Genomic DNA, 19,260 nt, shown 5'->3' on the forward strand with positions numbered 1-19,260 from the left:
TAAAACCCCGTGTGCGCTCATTGCGCAAAATCACGGTAAATTGACTGAATTTCTTCCTGGAAAAAGCCGCGATAGAGCAGATAACGCTGCACTTTGGCTTTCTCTTTCCAGTCAGTTGGCAACGCATCGCCAAATTTTCGCTGCGCCACCTGTTTCGCCTGTTCACACCAGTCGATGTCGCATTCCGCCAGCGCGTCCTGTACCAGCGCTTTGTCGACGCCCTTTTGCATCAGTTCGCTGCGGATGCGCTGCGCGCCGTAACCTTTGCGGCTGCGGCTGCCAATGTAACTGTGGGCGAAACGCTTATCGTCCAGCCAATTATGCTGATAACAGTAGGCGATAACCTGCTCGATCAGCGCAGGATCTACCGGCTCTTCAGCCACCGGCGGTGATGCCGGCGCATGTGGTCCCTTGCCGCCAAAACGGGCCTTCGCCACAAACGGCTGCGCCGCAAGTTTGCGGCGCAGTTCAGCTTCACTATGATCGCGTTGCGACAGCAGGCGCATGGCGCGGCTTAGCAAGTCATTCATCATTTGAGCCTGAATTCAGGGGATGTGCGCCACATAAACGGCGGCGCACATCTTCAGCGATTAAAACTGCTCGCTGGTTTCCGCTTCGTCATCTTCGAAGTCGTCACCGGAGGCAGCCACCAGCTCACCGCCGCTGTGCAGCAGCAGGTCGCGCAGTTTCTTATCCAGCTCGGCGGCGATAGCCGGGTTTTCTTTCAGGAAGTTACAGGCGTTCGCCTTGCCCTGACCGATCTTCTCGCCGTTATAGCTGTACCAGGCGCCGGCTTTTTCGATCATCTTGTGCTTCACGCCCAGATCGACCAGCTCGCCACGGCTGTTGATGCCTTCGCCGTACATGATTTGGAATTCAGCTTGTTTGAACGGCGCAGCAATTTTGTTCTTCACCACTTTCACGCGGGTTTCGCTGCCCACCACTTCGTCGCCCTCTTTGATGGCGCCGATACGACGGATATCCAGGCGTACCGAAGCGTAGAACTTCAGGGCGTTACCACCGGTGGTGGTTTCCGGGTTGCCGAACATCACGCCGATCTTCATACGGATCTGGTTGATGAAGATCAGCAGGGTATTGGCGTTTTTCAGGTTGCCGGCCAGCTTACGCATCGCCTGGCTCATCATGCGCGCCGCCAGACCCATGTGCGAATCGCCGATTTCACCCTCGATTTCCGCCTTCGGCGTCAGCGCCGCCACGGAGTCGACGATGATGACGTCAACCGCGCCGGAGCGGGTCAGCGCATCACAGATTTCCAGCGCCTGCTCGCCGGTGTCCGGCTGGGAGCACAGCAGGTTGTCGATATCAACGCCCAGCTTTTTCGCATAGATAGGATCCAGCGCATGCTCAGCATCAATGAACGCACAGGTTTTGCCTTCGCGCTGCGCAGCGGCGATCACCTGCAGCGTCAGGGTAGTTTTACCGGACGATTCCGGGCCGTAGATTTCGACGATGCGGCCCATCGGCAGGCCGCCGGCGCCCAGAGCGATATCGAGTGACAGTGAGCCGGTGGAGATCGTTTCCACGTCCATGGAGCGGTCTTCACCCAGGCGCATGATGGAGCCTTTGCCGAACTGTTTCTCAATCTGGCCCAGTGCTGCAGCTAACGCCTTTTGCTTGTTCTCATCAATAGCCATTTTTGCTCCTTCGTTTCGCAATGCCGGTGTTACCCCACACTGCCACTGAATGTATGTTGTGCAGGAAATGTCACTAATTATACTGTATGGTCATACAGTATCAAGCCTAATTTACAAAAATTCGTCGATGGCGGTTTGCAGCGCGAAAATCGTCGCCTGCAGCCGCACCGCATCGCGGTCGCCCTCGAATTGCATCTTGCGCGACAGCCCCCGGCCATCGCTGCCGGCGAAACCGAACCACACGGTGCCGACCGGCTTTTCCGCGCTGCCGCCGTCCGGGCCGGCGATGCCGCTCACCGACAGCGCCAGATCGGCCTGCGCCGCACGCAGCGCCCCTATCGCCATCTCGCGCACCACCTCTTCGCTGACCGCGCCGTGCGCCGCCAACGTCGCTTCGTTCACCCCCAGCAGGTCATGCTTTGCCGCATTGCTGTAGGTGACGAAACCGCGATCGAAATAGGCGGAGCTGCCGGCGATATCGGTAATGGCCTTGGCGATCCCCCCCCCGGTGCAGGATTCCGCACAGGTGATCCAGCGGCCCTGAGCCTTCAGTTTCTCCCCTGCCAGCACGCTGAGCTGACGCAGTTGGTTTTCACTCATAATCCCTCCCTCGCGAATTCAGGTATATGCGCCCGATAGTAGCATTTATCAAGGCGCTGCAGCGGCTGGCGCGCAGAAATGCGCAGCGCCTCGCAGGAGGTGCGGTTTTAAGCGCCCAGCCAAGCTGCTAGTATCAAAAGAAGCGCCCCATCGAGCGGCGGCGCACCAGCACAAGGAACATCACGGAGGCGGCACGCTGCGGCGGCGGCCTCAGGGCGCACCAGAAGAGATTAGGATGATAGCGTGAAAAAAACGTTGGGCGTATTTTTGCCGTTGTACACCACCACCCTGCTGCTGCTGTTGGGCTCGGGCCTGCTCACCACCTACGTCTCGCTGCGGCTGACCTCCATCCACGTCAGCAGCGCGTTGATCGGCGCTATCATCGCCGCCAACTACATCGGGTTGGTGATCGGCGGCAAGGTCGGCCACTTTCTCATCGCCCGCGTCGGGCATATCCGCGCCTACGTGGCCTGCGCCGGCATCATCACCGCCGCGGTGCTGGGGCACGGCCTGACGGAGTTCATTCCCGCCTGGGTCGCGCTGCGTCTGGTGATCGGGCTGTGCATGATGTGCCAGTATATGGTGCTGGAAAGCTGGCTGAACGACCAGGCGGAATCCAACCAGCGCGGCATGGTGTTCGGCTTCTATATGGCGGCGACCTATCTCGGCATGTCGCTGGGCCAGATCGTGCTGATGCTGCAAAGCAATCTGGGCATCACCACGCTGCTGGTGATCGCACTGTGTTTCGCGCTCTGTCTGGTGCCGATCGCTCTCACCACCCGCACCAATGCGCGCCACATGTCGCCGGCCCCGATGGAGCTGCGTTACTTTGTCGGCGCCATTCCCAAGGTGCTGGCCACCACGTTGGTGATCGGCATGGTGGTGGGCTCGTTTTACGGCCTGGCGCCGGTCTACGCCAGCCTGCAATCCTTAACCACTCAGCAAACCGGCCTGTTCATGGCGCTGGCCATCTTCGCCGGGTTGGTGGCGCAGTTCCCGCTCAGTTGGCTGTCGGATCGCTATAACCGCCCGTTGCTGATGCGCTTCAACGCCATTTTGCTGATCGTGGCGGCGCTGCCGCTGGCGCTGCTGCCGCACATCGATTTCCCGCTGCTGCTGGCGGTGGGGTTCGTCGTCAGCATGCTGCAGTTTACGCTCTATCCGCTGGTGGTGGCATTGGCCAACGATCTGATCGAGCCGGAGCGCCGCGTCTCGCTGGCCGCCTGTCTGCTGATGGCGTTCGGCGTCGGCGCCAGCATCGGGCCGTTGGCGGTCGGCGCGCTGATCGAGCCGCTTGGCGGCAATATCCTGTACGCCTTCTTCGCTCTGTGCGGCGTACTGCTGGCGGCCCTCGGCCGTACGGCGAAAGCGGAGGAACCGCAGCTGGCACAGGACGCGCCGGTGCCGCACATTGCGCTGCCAGACAGCCTCGCCAGTTCACCGCTGTCGCCGGCGCTCAATCCGACCTTCGATGAGCAGATCATTCACGACACCATGCCGCCGCCGGAAGCGGCGCCCGATGTCGAGGAGCCGCAGCCCGAAGAACAGGAGGAGGAACCCTTGCCTCAGGGAGCCGATCCGCAAGAGGACACCGGCCTGAAAAAGGCGCACGCCATGCTGTAAACGGTGGTGCTACAGATCCTGGAAAGAGCCCAGCATAAAACCGCGTTCGGCGATCGCCGCTTTCAGCGTCGGCGCTGTCAACACATCCAGCTCGACGAGGCGCGGGTGGCAGTATTTGCTCTGCAGGATCGTCGCATCGAGGAACGCCGGGTGGCACATCATTTCCAATGACTCGGCGCCCTGCGCGTCGGCGCGCGCCAACCTCTGCAGGAACAAGGCTTCGGAAATCGTTTCACCGTAGAATCCCGCGTCAAACGCGTCGGTGCTGTAGGGCGTCTGCAACGCAATACCGCGCCGTTTCGCCTCTTCGCGATCGAGGCGCAGCGGCAGACCCTGTGCCTGCGCAAACGCCTCCACCAGCGGGTAAATCTGCAGCTGCATATGCACATGGTGGTGGCTGTCGATGTGCGTTGGCGCCCTGCCGAACAGCGTCACAAACCGCGTGAACTGGCGCTGCAGCTCCTCCTGAATCTCGTCCAGCTGCAGCTCGCCGGCCTCGGCGCGGTGCCACAGCCATTTGCCCAGCTCGCCATGCTCATTGACCAGCGAAGGCATGGCGCCCAGCGGCCTGCCATGGGTCAAAACGAAATGCAGCCCGATCGGCAATCCGGGATATTGCCGGCTGAGCGCTGCAGCATGCTCCGCGCCGCCGCCGTTCACCATCGCCGTGGTGGAGGAAACGACGCCATGCTGATACGCCTCGACGACACCGTAGTTCTGTCCTTTGCTCAGGCCGAAGTCGTCGGCATTCACGATCAGTAGTTTTTCCATAATGGCTCCCGCAGGATGAATTTTCGGCAAGGAAAGGCCGACCGACCGGCGCGGCATTCCCCTTCTCGAAGGTAAAAATCGAATGATTAACCGGCCGGCGGCCTAAAGCTCATCGGCATATCGGCGTTAATACTGATCGGGAGCGGCCCTAAAGAGGGCCGTAACACTTTTTTCGGTAGTTGCCTGGGGTCACGTCGGTGAGCCGCTTGAAGTTTTTAATGAACAGACTGACGTCGCCATAGCCAGAATCAAAGGCGATATCGGAAACTGAATAGTTGGTGACCTCCAACTGCGTCTTGGCGAAGTTGATGCGGATCTCGTTGATCACCTGCATCGGCGTCTTCTGGTAGTAGCGCCGCATCGCCCGGGTCAGATATTCCTGGGTTTTCCCCGACAGCGCCACCATGTTCGCCAACGCCCTTTCGCCGAACATCGCCTTGTCATGCATGCCGGCGAGGGTGTTCTTCAGCCACTGCGGGATATCATCGCCGCCGTCATTGTCTTCTTTATAGTGACGAATACGGCTGATCACATAGAAGGTCAGCGTTTCGAGAAATTCGGCGAAGTCATCCTCGCGAAACTGTGGCGAACTCACCACCGACTCGATGTAGGCCAAGAACTCGCTTCTCAGGCTGTAGGCCTGCGAGGCGACAAAGCAACGCGGCAGCTGCTGCAAATAGTGCTCTTCAAAGAACGCTTTGCTGACCGCCACGTTGAAGATTTTCGTCGCGCCGAACTCGTAAAAGCTCTGGTGGTAGGAGCCGATAGGGATAAAGACGAAATCCCCGCGTTCCAGCAGCACCCGCTTGCCGTTGATCTCCTGATAACATTTGCCGCTCAGCACGATGGTGAACTCGTAATAATCGTGCTGATGCAGCCCGGTGGCGCTTTCCACCTTGTTGTAGATGAACAGGTGAAAGTCTTTGCAGTTAAAGAAATCCTGCTCGCGAATCAGCTTCACGTCGTTGGCACTCAGCGAAATTCGGTTATCGGACACGGCGCCGGCCTCCCGTTAGTCAAACCCGTTGCGTCTGGCCGTCTCGGCAAACCAGTAGCCGCTTTTTTTGATGGTGCGGCGCTGATCCGCCCGATCCAGCCGCACCAGCCCATAACGATTCTTGTAGGCATTCAGCCAGGACCAGCAGTCGATAAAGGTCCACAGATGATAGCCCTTGCACTGCGAGCCTTCCGCCAGCGCGCGGTGCAGCCACTTCAGATGCTCGCGAATAAAGTCGATGCGGTAATCGTCCTCCACCCGCCCATCGGCGCCGATAAACGCCTCTTCGCCCTCGACGCCCATGCCGTTTTCGGAAATATAACAAGGCAGATTGCCGTAGTTCTCTTTCAGATCCATCAGGATGTCGTACAGCCCCTTCTCGTAGATCTCCCAGCCGCGGTGCGGATTGATTTTGCGGCCCGGCATTGCATAGTAACTGAACAAATCCTCCGGCGATGCGATCGGCCCCTCGGCACGACGCCCCGCTTTCGCCTGTACCCTGCGCGGCTGGTAGTAATTGATGCCGAGGATATCCACCACGCCGCCTTCGATCAGTTGCGCATCCTGCGGCTCGCAGTAGGGCATCAGCCCATGGCGCTCCAGCAAGTGCAGCAACGCCGCCGGATAACGCCCTTTGGCAACCGGATCGAGGAAACTGCGGTTGAGCAGCAGATCGGCGTCGTATGCGGCCTGCCGATCCTCCGGCGCGTCGGAGCGCGGATAGGTCGGGCTCAGATTCAGAATAATGCCGATGCTCCCCGGCAGCCCGCGCGCTCTGAAACGCTGCACCGCCATGGCGTGCGCCAGTACGCTGTGATACGCCACGGTGATCGCCCGTTTGAAATCCACCACGCAAGGGTAATGCAGGTCATTCAGGTAACCGGCCTCCACCGGCACGATCGGCTCGTTGAAGGTGAACCAGTGGGTGATCCGATCGCCAAACAGACCGAAGCAGATGTCGGCATAACGCGCATAGGCTTCGACCACTGCCCGGTTTTCCCAGCCGCCGCGCTGCTGCATGCACAGCGGCATATCGAAGTGATAGAGATTGATAAACGGGGTGATGCCCTGCGCCAGCAGCTCGTCGATCATCGCGTTATAGAAGGCCACCGCCTGCGGGTTCACCTCGCCGTCGCCGTCCGGGATCAGCCGCGACCACGAAATCGAGGTTCTGAAGGTATTGTGGCCCAGCGTTTTGAGCAGCCCGATATCGGTACGGAAATGGTCGTAAAAGGTCGAGGCCTCGGCCGGCCCCACCCGATCGTGAAAGCGCTCGGGCGCGATCTCGTACCAATAATCGAAGATATTGCGACTCTTGCCGTCCCGCGCTGCCGCACCTTCAGACTGCGGCGCGGAGGTGGCGCTGCCCCACCAGAACCCGTCGGCAAATTGATATTCCATACTCGTGTCCCTCGCGGGGCGGCCGCGCCGCCCCGTTCCACAGTTAGAATTTCAGCGCCTTGGCGATGTCTTCTTCGCTTTCCGTCGCCGCGTCGATCTGGCTCTGCGCCTTGTTGGAGATCGCCACGAACGGCAGATAAATCACGGTGGCGACCGCCAGGTTGAACAGGCTCAGCAACATGGCCATGATGCTGCCGTTGGTGTTGAAGAATGCCCCCAGGCCGACCGGCATGGTCCAGGGCGCAATGTTGGTGATCGGCGGGATCAGCCCGGAGTAATAAGCCAGCGAGGTGATAATGGTCAGTACCGGCTGCACCAGGATGAACGGAATGAACATCACCGGGTTCATGATCACCGGCAGGCCGAACAGAATCGGTTCGTTGATCTGGAAGATGCCGGACGGCGTCGCCAGCTTGGCGACCTGGCGGTAATCTTCGCGGCGCGAGGCGATGAAGATGGCGATAATCAGACCCAGCGTCGAGCCGGTGCCGCCAAGGTAGATGTAGGAGTCGACGAACGGTTTCGCCCACATATGGAACTCTTTGCCGGCGGCCACCGCCGCTTCGACCGAACCGTATTTGTTGTACAGCTCCACGTTTTCCAGCGCGAACGGCGTCATGATGCCGCTGTCCAGCGCCGCCAGCGCCATGGAGCCGTGCACCCCGAAGAACCACAGCAGCGAGGAGAACAGCACGTAAACCCAGCCCACCACGCTGCCCATCTTGGCCAGCGGCGCCGAAATGCCGTCCATGATGATCTGGTGGAAGTTGGTGCCCCAGTGCGCCAGCGCGAACGCCACCAGCCCCATGATGGAGAGGATGATGAAACCGGGGATCAGCGCCGAGAAAGAGCGCGACACCGAAGCCGGCACGCTGTCCGGCAAGCTGATCACCCAGTTGCGCCGCACGATGAAAGCAAACATCTCAGCCACCGCCAGCCCGATCACCATACCGGAAATGATGTTGGCGCCGCCCAGCCAATTGGCGCCCACCGCATAGGCCTCGCCGACGTTGAACGGCGTGACGGTCATGAAGGCCGCCACCGCCAGCAGCGCCGAGGCCAGTGGATCGACCTTGCGCTCTTCGGCCAACGCCATGCTGATAAAGAACGGCGTCATCAGGGACATGATCCCTAGCGTACCGTTATAAACGCTGCCACCAATGCTCTTCAGGCTATTCAGCGTCTCGATGGTGGAGGCGTCCAACCTTACACCCAACGAATAGAAAAACGATCCCTCGCCGAAGCTCAGGAACACGTTGTTGATCAACACGAACATCGCCCCGGTCAAGGTCAGCGGCATCAGGCGGATAAAGCCGTTCTTGATGGCGTTGACATGGGGCTGCTTACCGATTTTTACGGCGAAAGGCAGGATAACCTTCTCGAGCGAGGCAATGAGGGTATTCACGGCGGCCTCCTGTTATTGATTGGCTTTCTTGATGGCGGCCACCGCGGCCTTCAGTACGCCCAGCCCATCGACCTTGCCGTACAACAGCGGATCGATGACTTCAACAGGTTTATTGGGCAGCTGTTTCTGCACTTCCGGCAGGGTGTAGGCGATCTGCGGCCCCAGCAGGATCAGATCCGCTTCAACGCCTTTCTCCGCGGCCAGCGCTTCCGGATAGGCGGCGATGATCACCGGCACTTCATATTTTTCGGCCTGCGCCTTCATTTTTGATACCAACAGGGAAGTGGACATACCGGCAGAACAAAACAGATAGATTTTTTTCTTTTCCATACCAAGCACCTCAGATAATCAAAAAAACCCGGTGTTATTTGTATGCCAGATGCAATCACGATTGCTTCACGCACATTCCTTATGAAAATTTCCGTCACGTTGCCCTGGTTACAGACAGTATACGGAGCATGAAAAACGGATCGGTAAGCCAAGAGGAGACAGAACCGTCTCTCATTGACCTGATGGATTGACCCTCTTCACATTTTGCACAAAAAAATAGTGTGACCGGGCTCTCAAATAACCGCTAAAAACTAAGAATATTCTTAATAAATAATCAAATGACAATTATAAACAGCAAGTTATGAACTCGCTGAGAATTTAAGAGGTTATTTGCGCCTGAACAAACGGCGAGGGAGTAAAAATAGTTCAAGCTTGATTCGGCTGCTGCCATCCGAACGCGACGGCAGCAGGCGAAGAGGATTACATGGGCAGACGCAGCAACTCGATCACCGTGGCCAGCGCCACGGAATGGTTCCTGCGGTTGGGGTAATAGAGGTAAAAACCGGGAAACGGCGCGCACCAGTCGGCTAGAACCCGCCGCAGCCGCCCGCTCGCCAGGTATTCTTCCACCTCCTGCTCGATGGCAAAAGCGATGCCGACGTTCGCCAGCGCCGCCTGCACCATCATCCTGCCGTCATCGAGTATCAACGGGCTGTTAACCGCCACAGAAAATCGCTGCTCCCCCTGCTGAAAAGCCCATTTGTAGCGCTCGCCTGAAGAGGCTTTGCGCCAACCGATGCAACGGTGCTGCAGTAAATCCCGCGGATGCGTCGGCTCGCCGTGCCGCTGAAAATAGTCCGGCGTGGCGACGATGGCGAAACGCAGATCCGGTGTCAGGCGCACCGCGCGCATATCGTTATGCAGGTCCTCACCGAGCCGGATGCCGGCGTCAAAACCTTGCTCGACGATATTGGCGAACCCCTCGTCCGCCACTACTTCCAGCGTAATGCCGGGGTATTCGCTGGCCAACCGCCCCAGATGCGGCACGATGGCGAGATCGATCGCAGAACGCGGCGCGTTGATGCGCACCAGGCCGCGCGGCCCTTCGCGAAACGCATTCAGGCTCTCGAGCGCGGCGTCGATGTCGGTAAAAGCCGGCACCAGCTGCGCCAGCAGATGCTCTCCGGCCTCCGTCGGCGAGACGTTGCGGGTGGTGCGGTTCAGCAGGCGAATGCCCACCTGCGCCTCCAGTTCGCGCAGGGTGTGGGTCAGCGTCGGCGGCGTCACGCCCAATCGGGCGGCGGCGCGGCGGAAGCTGCGTTCACTGGCGATAGCCACGAAGGCCGCCAGGCCGGACAGTTCGGGTTTCTTCATGCTATTGATATAAATTATCTAATAGTGAGATGAATTTTTAGCGGATAGTTATCCGTCATCTAACAACATAGCATTGCGATCGAACCCATTACCAGGTATCGATGCGATGATTAATGCTACAGCTCCAACCCATGAAACGCCGCGCCGTCTGGCAGACAAAGTCGTACTGGTGAGCGGCGGCGGTACCGGTATCGGCCGCGCTGCGGCGCTGGCCTATGCCCGCGAGGGCGCCAAAGTCGCACTGGTCGGCCGGCGCGCGGCGGAGATCGAAGCCACGGCGCGCGATATCGCGCTAGCCGGCGGTGACGCCCTGCCCATCGTGGCCGACGTCTCCCTGGAAGACGATATCCGTAGGCTGCTCGCCGCAGTGACCGCCCACTACGGCCGGCTCGACGTCGCTTTCAACAACGCCGGCATCATCGGCAACTTCGCCCCCATCACCGAACAGAGCAGCGAGGATTTTGACCGCGTGATCGCCATTAACCTCAGAGGCGTCTGGCTGGCGATGAAATACGAGATTGAAACCTTCCTGGCACAGCATTCAGGCGGCGTGATCATCAACACCTCCTCCTGGCTGACCCACGGCGCGCTGGCCGGCTCATCCAGCTACTCCGCCAGCAAAGGCGCGCTCGATGCGATGATCCGCGCGGTGGCGCTCGAATACAGCGGCCAGGGCATCCGCGTCAACAACATCAACCCCGGCATCATCGACACGCCGATGGCGCGCGGCAGCGTGGCCGACAGCGCGGCGTTCGCGCCCTTTATCGCCCATACGCCCGCCGGCCGCTTGGGCGAATCGGAAGACATCGGCGATGTGGCGCTGTGGTTGGCGACGGACGAGGCCCGCTTCATCACCGGCCAAAGCCTGCTGGTGGACGGCGGTTACACCATCGCCGGCATGCGCTGAGGAGACGATGCCATGAACTACGTTCGGCTTGGCGACAGCGGCCTGCAGGTGTCCCGCCTCTGCCTGGGTTGCATGACCTACGGCGATCCGGCCTGGCGGCCCTGGGTGCTGAAAGAAGATGAAGCGCGCCCCTTTATCCGCGAGGCGCTGGAAGCGGGCATCAATTTTTTCGATACCGCCAACATTTACTCCGGCGGAGAAAGCGAGCGCATTCTCGGCCGCGCGCTGAAGGCGTTCGCCCGCCGTGAAGACGTGGTGATCGCCACCAAGGCCTACTTTCCGATGGACGCGCAGCCGAACAGCCGAGGGCTGTCGCGCAAGCACCTGCTGCACAGCGTCGACGCCTCTTTGCAGCGGCTGGGGACGGATTACCTCGATCTGTTTGTGCTGCACCGCTTCGACACCGAAACGCCGATCGAAGAAACCACCGATACCCTCGACGGCCTGGTGCGGGCGGGCAAGATCCGCTATCTCGGCGCCTCCTCGCTGCACGCCTGGCGCCTGATGAAAATGCTGGCCTTTCAACGTCAGCACCGCCTGGCGCCGTTTATTTCGCTGCAGAGCCAATACAACCTGGTGACGCGTGAAGACGAAGAGGAGCTGATCCCGCTGTGTCTGGAGGAGGGGCTCAGCCTGACGCCCTGGTCGCCACTGGCCCGCGGCGTGCTGGCCGGTTCCGGCAACGCCGGCACGCTGCGCGCCGCCACCGACGAACAGGCGCCCCGTTGGTACGGCGGCAGAAACGAAGTGGAACGCACCGTCGCGGCGGTAGCGGAGGTGGCGGCCACGCGCGGCGTTCCACCGGCGCAGATCGCGCTGGCCTGGCTGCTGGCCAAACCCGGCGTGGCGTCGCCACTGGTGGGCATGTCCAAGCCGCACCATCTGCAGGATGCGCTGGCGGCGCTCAATCTCAGCTTATCGCCGCAAGACGTGGCCGCGCTGGAGGCGCCGATGGCGCACGCTGCCCGTCCCGATCGCTGGTAGCCCCTTTTCCGTCATTCCAGGAGAGAAGACATGTCATATGCGCTTACCGCGCGAGCAGCGTTGTTCACCCTCGCCGCCGCACTCCCCCTGACCACTCCGGCGCAGGCCGCCGCCAATGCCCACTGCGCCGAAAGCAGCATGACGCTGCCGCCCGGCGCGCTTTATCCCAACGGCATCGCCCGCGCGGCGGACGGCTCGCTGTATGTCGGCCTGATCACCAGCGGCAACGTGCTGCGCAAGCGGCCGGGTAAAGCGTGGGAAACCTTTTTCCCTGGCGCTGACACGGTGTTCGCCTCAAACGCGCTGCGGCTGGACGAACGGCGCGGGTTGCTGTGGGGCAATTCGCCGGACTTCCTTTCCGGCGGCAAATCGCGCGCCAACCGCATCTATGCGCTGAATGTCGCCGATGGCACGCTCAACCGCAGCCTGGCGCTGCCGACGGGGGAAATGGGCAACGATATCGTGCTCGGCGCAGACGGTACGGTATACGTGACAGAAACCCGAGGCGGCGGCATCCTGCGCCTGCGGCCGGGCGAAGCGGCATTCAGTACGCTGTTTCAGGATGCGCGATTGGCGGCCCCCAGCGGGCTGGGCGCCGCCGGGATCGTGCTGCTCGACGATCGGCTGATGGCTGTCGCCAATTTCGGCACCGGTAAGCTTTATACCCTCAGCTATAACGATCCGCAGCCGCAGCTGACGGAAATGCAGCTGCCGCGCCTGATTGAAAACCCGGACGGAATGGGATTGGCGCCGGACGGCGCGCTGATCGTGCTGGAAAACGGGATCCAGAGCGGCCAAGGGCGGATCCTGCGGATCCCGTCACCCAAGGCGGCAGGGATGCACCAACTTGAGGTCTTGCGCGAAGGCATGGAGTCGCCGGTTAACCTGACTATCACCCCACAAGGCTGCGCCTTCGTCAGCGAGTCGCGCATCCGCCACCGTCTGCTGCCCGGCCATGAAACCGAAGTGCCCGACAGTTTCCGCCTCTATCAACTGCCCCTGCCTCTCACCGCCGCGCAATAAAGTCGCCGCCCCACTGCGGGCGGCGACTTGCGTTGTATCGTTAACATCCAATAAATTGAAACTATTTACTTCGATGCCATTAATCAGACTTATGATTAATCCTAACTTAATAACCTGATTTTAATTAAATTGTTCCGCCGCGTATCGCTGATTATACTTGCCTTATCTCCCGCCTCATTTATCGAGCGTAAGCATGAGCCGATACCATGTTTCCAGCAGCGAAGGCCAATATGAGAAAGAATCCGGCGAGCAAGTTCTAGCCAACAAGCTGGGTATTGCCGATAGCAATGAACTCGACGATGCCGAATTGGTATTGCTGGAACAGCTCTACCATTCCATTTTCGAACAGCATTTTCCATTAGGGAAAATCACCGTCGAGATGATCAAGGGCTGGCATCGCCGCTGGTTAGGCAATATCTATGCATGGGCTGGTCAAGCAAGAACTGTCAATATCAGCAAAGGGGGCTTTATGTTTGCCCCTTCGACGCGATTGCCCAAACTACTGGACGATTTCGAGGTGGAATACCTGGCCCGTTACACACCTTGCTCAGCCATGAGCGAAGAACAGCTGATAGAAGCGATTGCGATAATCCATGTTGAACTGATACTCATACACCCTTTCAGAGAAGGGAATGGCCGTTTGTCACGGCTGTTGGCCGATGTGATGGCGGTTCAGGGCGGGCATAAACCGTTGGATTATCAAAGCTGGGAGCAAAACAGAGCCCAGTATATCTCAGCGATTCACTCAGGTATGAACATGAACTACGAACCAATGAAACACTGGGTCAGTCAAGCACTAAGAAGATATTAGGCAAGGCGCAAATGAGCAAATTTTTTACGCGCTTCTTCTAAAGAAGCTTCAACTCTGGCTGAGGGTTGACCTGTTTCAACCGCCGTTGATGTCGCCACGGAACGCGCAATGTCCGTACGGGACGGCTTGGCATAACCCACCTGCACTTTTTTGCTGTTACTCATGACAACCTCTGTTCGCAAATTTGTTGAAGACATTATATCAAGGAATGTACAGGACTTCATTCCCTTGCCTCTCACTCCCGAGCCATAGCCTCACCACCACTCCGTGCGGCAACACTTGCGTTGTTGTCCGCAGGCGAACAACAATCTCGCTGCGTTACAAACCGGCCTTGCGCAGCGCTTCCCATTTTTACCTGTGACAGCCGATTGCCCGCTGGGCTAGTATAAGCGTCTGTGCAAACCTCGGGTTTGAGCGCGCCGTTTGGCGTTTTGATGATTTGATTTGCGCCGCTCGCCAAGCGCTAAAGGGGGGCGGCGCCTGCTGAAACAATGTAATAGCGAATGACGACAATGAAAATCACAGTTCCCTTTACATTCAATGGATTGGAAAAATAATCGCATGAATAGCACCGATAAACTCGATTCGCACACGCCGATGATGCAGCAGTACCTGCGCCTCAAGGCCCAGCATCCTGAAATCCTGCTGTTCTACCGCATGGGCGACTTCTACGAGCTGTTTTACGATGACGCCAAGCGCGCTTCCCAACTGCTGGATATCTCGCTGACCAAACGCGGCGCCTCGGCGGGTGAACCGATCCCGATGGCCGGCGTGCCGCACCACGCGGTGGAGAACTACCTGGCCAAGCTGGTGCAGCTTGGCGAGTCCGTCGCCATCTGTGAGCAGATCGGCGATCCGGCCACCAGCAAAGGGCCGGTCGAGCGCAAAGTGGTGCGTATCGTCACCCCCGGTACCATCACCGACGAAGCGCTGCTGCAAGAACGCCAGGACAACCTGCTGGCGGCGATCTGGCAGGATGCGCGCGGCTTCGGTTACGCCACGCTGGACGTGAGCTCCGGCCGCTTCCGCGTCGCCGAGCCGCAGGATCTGGAAACCATGGCCGCCGAGCTGCAGCGCACCAATCCGGCCGAGCTGCTCTACCCGGAAACCTTCGAACAAATGGCGCTGATCGAACAGCGCCACGGCCTGCGCCGCCGCCCGCTGTGGGAATTCGAACTGGAGACCGCACGCCAGCAGCTCAACCTGCAGTTCGGCACCCGCGACTTGACCGGCTTCGGCGTCGAGCAGGCGCACCAGGCGCTGCGCGCCGCTGGCTGCCTGCTGCAATACGTCAAAGATACCCAGCGTACTTCGCTGCCGCATATTCGCGGCATCACTATGGAGCGCCAGCAGGACGGCATCATCATGGACGCCGCGACCCGCCGCAACCTGGAGCTGACGCAGAGCCTGTCCGGCGGCAGCGACAACACGCTGGCGGCGATCCTCGATCGCACAGTCACGCCGATGGGCAGCCGCATGCTGAAACGCTGGCTGCACATGCCGACCCGAGACATCAAGGTGCTGACCGCCCGCCAACAGGCGATCGGCGCATTGCAGGAGCTGTTCGCCGATCTGCAGCCTTCGCTGCGCCAGGTGGGCGATCAGGAGCGAATTTTGGCGCGCCTTGCGCTGCGTACCGCGCGTCCGCGCGATCTGGCGCGCATGCGTCATGCTTTCCAGCAATTGCCGGACATCCGCGCGCTGCTGCAAGACGTGGACACCCCGCACGTGCAGCAGCTGCTGGCGCAGGTGGGCCAGTTCGACGAGCTGCGCGAGCTGCTTGAACGCGCGGTGATTGAATCGCCGCCGGTATTGGTGCGCGACGGCGGCGTGATCGCCCCCGGTTACAACAGCGAGCTGGACGAGTGGCGCGCGCTGGCCGATGGCGCCAGCGACTACCTCGACCGGCTGGAGATCCGCGAGCGTGAAAAGCTGGGGCTGGACACGCTCAAGGTCGGTTTTAACGGCGTACACGGCTACTACATTCAGGTGAGCCGCGGCCAAAGCCATCTGGTGCCGATCCACTATGTGCGCCGCCAGACGTTGAAAAACGCCGAGCGCTACATCATCCCGGAATTGAAAGAGTACGAAGACAAAGTGCTCACCTCCAAGGGCAAGGCGTTGGCGATCGAGAAAAGCCTGTACGACGAGCTGTTCGATCTGCTGCTGCCGCACCTGGCGGAGCTGCAGCAGAGCGCCGCCGCACTGGCCGAACTGGACGTGCTGGCCAACCTGGCCGAACGCGCCGATACCCTGAACTACGCTTGCCCGACCATGAGTGAGCAGCCGGGGATCCGCATTACCGAAGGCCGCCACCCGGTGGTGGAGCAGGTTCTGAGCGAACCGTTTATCTCCAACCCGCTCACCCTGTCGCCGCAGCGCCGCATGCTGATCATCACCGGCCCGAACATGGGCGGTAAAAGCACCTATATGCGGCAAACGGCGCTGATCGTGCTGATGGCGCACATCGGCAGTTACGTGCCGGCCACCAAGGCCAACATCGGCCCGGTGGATCGCATCTTCACCCGCGTCGGCGCTGCGGACGATCTGGCTTCCGGCCGTTCCACCTTCATGGTGGAGATGACCGAAACCGCCAACATCCTGCACAACGCCACCGAGCACAGCTTGGTGTTGATGGATGAAATCGGCCGCGGTACCTCCACCTACGACGGCCTGTCGCTGGCCTGGGCCTGCGCCGAGAACCTGGCTAACCGCATCAAGGCGATGACACTGTTCGCCACCCACTACTTCGAACTGACGACCCTACCGGAAAAAATGGAGGGCGTGGTCAACGTGCATCTGGACGCGCTCGAACATGGCGACACCATCGCTTTTATGCACAGCGTACAGGACGGGGCTGCCAGCAAAAGCTATGGCCTGGCGGTCGCCGCGCTTGCTGGCGTGCCGCGCGACGTCATCAAGCGCGCCCGCCAGAAGCTGCGCGAGCTGGAGTCTATCTCCAGCCACACCGCGTCGGGCAGCGTCGATGCCACCCAGATGACGCTGCTGCAGGAAGAGGCCTCGCCGGCGGTTGAAGCCCTGGAAGCGCTGGATCCGGATTCCCTGTCGCCGCGCCAGGCGCTGGAATGGATCTACCGGCTGAAAAATATGGTGTAGTCAGGCGCTAAACGCAGGCATAAAAAAACGGTGAGCATAATGCTCACCGTTTTTATTTGATGCGGTTCAACAACCGGCGTTATTCGCGGAACAGCGCCTCAATGCTCAGGCCCTGCATCTGCAGAATCTCACGCAGACGGCGCAGACCTTCAACCTGAATCTGACGGACGCGCTCGCGCGTCAGGCCAATCTCCCGGCCTACGTCTTCCAGCGTCGCCGCTTCATAGCCCAGCAGGCCGAAACGACGCGCCAACACTTCACGTTGTTTGGCGTTCAGTTCGAACAACCATTTGACGATGCTTTGTTTCATATCGTCATCTTGCGTGGTGTCTTCAGGCCCGTTGTCCTTCTCGTCGGCCAGAATGTCCAGCAGCGCTTTCTCCGAATCCCCGCCCAGCGGCGTATCTACCGAAGTGATGCGCTCATTCAGGCGCAGCATGCGGCTGACGTCATCCACCGGCTTGTCGAGTTGCTCGGCAATCTCTTCAGCGCTCGGTTCATGATCCAGCTTGTGGGAAAGCTCGCGTGCGGTGCGCAGATAGACATTCAGTTCTTTGACGATATGGATAGGCAAACGAATAGTACGGGTTTGGTTCATGATCGCCCGTTCAATCGTCTGACGGATCCACCAGGTTGCATAAGTGGAGAAGCGGAAACCGCGTTCCGGGTCGAATTTTTCCACTGCGCGAATCAAACCGAGGTTACCTTCTTCGATCAGATCCAGCAGCGCCAGACCGCGGTTGCTGTAGCGACGGGCGATTTTCACCACCAGCCGCAGGTTGCTTTCAATCATGCGACGGCGGGACGGCACGTCACCGCGCAGAGCACGCCGCGCAAAATAGACTTCTTCCTCTGCGGTCAGCAGAGGTGAATAACCGATCTCACCCAGATAGAGCTGCGTCGCATCCAATACGCGTTGCGTAACGCCTTGAGACAACAGCTCTTCTTCCGCTAAATCGTTCTCGCTGGTCTCTTCTTCTACCAGCGCTTTTTCATCAAACGACTCGGCCTCAGCTCCATTCTCGTCGAAATCCGCATCATCATGTAACTCGTTAACTTTCAGCGTATTTTGGCTCATATGCTGCTCCTACCCGTGATACCGCGAGCAGAATCTCAGCGTATTCTGCCCAATCTATCGCTGCGGAAGATAACGCAGCGGGTTTACGGATTTCCCCTTGTAACGAATTTCAAAATGCAAACGTACTGAACTGGTACCGGTGCTACCCATGGTGGCTATTTTTTGACCCGCCTTCACTTCTTGTTGTTCCCGGACCAGCATTGTGTCGTTATGAGCGTAGGCGCTCAGGTAATCATCATTATGTTTGATGATGATTAGATTACCGTAACCCCGTAAAGCGTTGCCTGCATACACTACGCGACCATCGGCGGTAGCGAAGATAGGCTGCCCACGAGAACCGGCGATATCGACACCTTTATTCCCACCTTCTGATGAGGAAAAGTTATCAATAACCTTACCGTCAGTCGGCCATCTCCAGGTACTGACTGGAGCGCTGTTGCTGACGGTGCTGCTCACGGGTGGAGCGGCTTCCGGCGCGGTAACAGGCGCAGTCGCGGTCCCAACCGCTGCGGCACCTGCTGCAGGTAACATCTTACCTACATTCTGTTTACCCGAGTTTTCAGAATACGCGTTAGTTGATTGAGAATCAACCGTTGCCGTCTGGATCTGGGCGCTGGAAGGTGGCTTCGGAACGCCGCCTTTGGTCGCGTCTGTCGTCGCCAACATGCCGCCGCCGCCGTTGGCAGAACCATTACCAAGCTGAATGGTTTGGCCAACATTCAGGCTGTATGGCTCGGGAATATTGTTGCGCTGCGCCAGGTCGCGGAAATCATTGCCGGTGATCCAGGCGATGTAAAACAGCGTGTCGCCGCGCTTGACCGTATAAGTTTCGCCGCCGCTGTAGCTCCCTTTTGGGATGGCGTTATAACTACGATTATAGACAATGCGGCCCTCTGGGCTGGCCTGCTGCACTCCGCCATTATTATTGCCGGATGGAACGGCGCCGCCGCCCACACTGCTGATAGGGGCCGACGTCGAGGCCGTATTCGTACAACCCGCCAACCACAAACTTACCATCGTACACACCGCTACCCGGCGTAACGTAATCATTGGGCTTCCCGTGCTCATGCTTCCCCCATGACAGCAATATCAGTGATATATCCAAAATACCCTTTACATCGTAGCCGAGCTTTTGCCACTTCCCAGTTTCTGCGATGTAAAGGCGCCGCCGGCCGATCCCTGAACGCCAGGTCATCTCCCGCCGGAGCATCAAAACGCGCGCCAATGCTAACCACATTGGCGTC

General features: G+C 59.4%; 18 protein-coding genes. 6 read left to right on the plus strand and 12 right to left on the minus strand.

The window, feature by feature from the left end:
- Positions 1–17: 17 nt before the first annotated feature.
- From recX to pncC, 3 genes are all read right to left on the minus strand, one after another.
- Positions 18–530 carry a recombination regulator RecX gene (gene recX / locus RE418_RS02215; protein ID WP_043135802.1) on the minus strand — a complete coding sequence of 171 codons (513 nt, stop codon included), beginning with the start codon at positions 528–530 and terminating at the stop codon, positions 18–20.
- 60 nt (positions 531–590) lie between these two features.
- Positions 591–1,655 (minus strand): recombinase RecA, encoded by a 1,065-nt coding sequence (gene recA, locus RE418_RS02220; protein ID WP_004932541.1) that lies wholly within the window; start codon positions 1,653–1,655, stop codon positions 591–593.
- 111 nt (positions 1,656–1,766) lie between these two features.
- Positions 1,767–2,255, minus strand: a complete 489-nt coding sequence (gene pncC / locus RE418_RS02225; protein ID WP_025301633.1) for a nicotinamide-nucleotide amidase — start codon at positions 2,253–2,255, stop codon at positions 1,767–1,769.
- Between the two features lie 243 nt (positions 2,256–2,498).
- On the opposite strand from pncC, the gene RE418_RS02230 reads away from it, so the two are divergent.
- Positions 2,499–3,878, plus strand: a complete 1,380-nt coding sequence (locus tag RE418_RS02230; protein WP_043135805.1) for an MFS transporter — start codon at positions 2,499–2,501, stop codon at positions 3,876–3,878.
- Positions 3,879–3,887: 9 nt separating this feature from the next.
- On the opposite strand, the gene chbG is transcribed toward RE418_RS02230, so the two are convergent.
- From chbG to RE418_RS02260, 6 genes are all read right to left on the minus strand, one after another.
- Positions 3,888–4,649, minus strand: a complete 762-nt coding sequence (gene chbG, locus RE418_RS02235; RefSeq protein WP_043135808.1) for a chitin disaccharide deacetylase — start codon at positions 4,647–4,649, stop codon at positions 3,888–3,890.
- A 148-nt stretch (positions 4,650–4,797) separates the two neighbouring features.
- The gene (gene chbR / locus RE418_RS02240) at positions 4,798–5,646 is read right to left on the minus strand and encodes a transcriptional regulator ChbR (RefSeq protein WP_043135810.1); all 849 of its coding nucleotides are present in this window, start codon (positions 5,644–5,646) and stop codon (positions 4,798–4,800) included.
- Between the two features lie 15 nt (positions 5,647–5,661).
- Positions 5,662–7,047 carry a glycoside hydrolase family 1 protein gene (locus RE418_RS02245; RefSeq protein WP_043135812.1) on the minus strand — a complete coding sequence of 462 codons (1,386 nt, stop codon included), beginning with the start codon at positions 7,045–7,047 and terminating at the stop codon, positions 5,662–5,664.
- Between the two features lie 43 nt (positions 7,048–7,090).
- Positions 7,091–8,452 (minus strand): PTS N,N'-diacetylchitobiose transporter subunit IIC, encoded by a 1,362-nt coding sequence (gene chbC / locus RE418_RS02250; protein ID WP_016929034.1) that lies wholly within the window; start codon positions 8,450–8,452, stop codon positions 7,091–7,093.
- 12 nt (positions 8,453–8,464) lie between these two features.
- Positions 8,465–8,782, minus strand: coding sequence for a PTS sugar transporter subunit IIB (locus tag RE418_RS02255; protein ID WP_004932561.1), 318 nt, complete (start codon positions 8,780–8,782; stop codon positions 8,465–8,467).
- Between the two features lie 420 nt (positions 8,783–9,202).
- Positions 9,203–10,096, minus strand: coding sequence for a LysR family transcriptional regulator (locus tag RE418_RS02260; protein WP_043135815.1), 894 nt, complete (start codon positions 10,094–10,096; stop codon positions 9,203–9,205).
- A gap of 169 nt (positions 10,097–10,265) precedes the next feature.
- On the opposite strand from RE418_RS02260, the gene RE418_RS02265 reads away from it, so the two are divergent.
- The 4 genes from RE418_RS02265 (at position 10,266) to RE418_RS02280 (ending at position 13,821) form a co-directional block, all read left to right on the plus strand.
- A complete protein-coding gene (locus RE418_RS02265; protein ID WP_025301627.1) occupies positions 10,266–11,003 on the plus strand; it encodes an SDR family NAD(P)-dependent oxidoreductase in 738 nt (245 codons plus the stop codon).
- Positions 11,004–11,015: 12 nt separating this feature from the next.
- A complete protein-coding gene (locus RE418_RS02270; RefSeq protein WP_043135818.1) occupies positions 11,016–11,987 on the plus strand; it encodes an aldo/keto reductase in 972 nt (323 codons plus the stop codon).
- A 30-nt stretch (positions 11,988–12,017) separates the two neighbouring features.
- Complete coding sequence (locus RE418_RS02275) at positions 12,018–13,010, plus strand: hypothetical protein (protein WP_233494376.1); 993 nt, start codon at positions 12,018–12,020, stop codon at positions 13,008–13,010.
- A 193-nt stretch (positions 13,011–13,203) separates the two neighbouring features.
- Positions 13,204–13,821: a Fic family protein gene (locus RE418_RS02280; protein ID WP_025301624.1), complete on the plus strand. Its 618-nt coding sequence runs from the start codon at positions 13,204–13,206 to the stop codon at positions 13,819–13,821.
- Here RE418_RS02280 and RE418_RS02285 read toward each other — a convergent pair.
- Entirely contained in the window at positions 13,818–13,985 is a 168-nt protein-coding gene (locus tag RE418_RS02285; protein ID WP_162882342.1) for a hypothetical protein, read from the minus strand. The genes RE418_RS02280 and RE418_RS02285 overlap by 4 nt on opposite strands.
- Positions 13,986–14,382: 397 nt before the next feature.
- Between RE418_RS02285 and mutS the strand changes: the two genes are divergently transcribed.
- A complete protein-coding gene (gene mutS / locus RE418_RS02290; protein WP_043136296.1) occupies positions 14,383–16,938 on the plus strand; it encodes a DNA mismatch repair protein MutS in 2,556 nt (851 codons plus the stop codon).
- Between the two features lie 79 nt (positions 16,939–17,017).
- Here mutS and rpoS read toward each other — a convergent pair whose 3' ends face one another.
- Both rpoS and nlpD read right to left on the minus strand, forming a co-directional pair.
- The gene (gene rpoS, locus RE418_RS02295; protein WP_004932578.1) at positions 17,018–18,016 is read right to left on the minus strand and encodes an RNA polymerase sigma factor RpoS; all 999 of its coding nucleotides are present in this window, start codon (positions 18,014–18,016) and stop codon (positions 17,018–17,020) included.
- 54 nt (positions 18,017–18,070) lie between these two features.
- Entirely contained in the window at positions 18,071–19,066 is a 996-nt protein-coding gene (gene nlpD / locus RE418_RS02300; protein WP_025301622.1) for a murein hydrolase activator NlpD, read from the minus strand.
- Positions 19,067–19,260: the final 194 nt, after the last annotated feature.

It is taken from the genome of Serratia sp. szju (assembly GCF_044594185.1).
GTDB lineage: Bacteria > Pseudomonadota > Gammaproteobacteria > Enterobacterales > Enterobacteriaceae > Serratia > Serratia bockelmannii.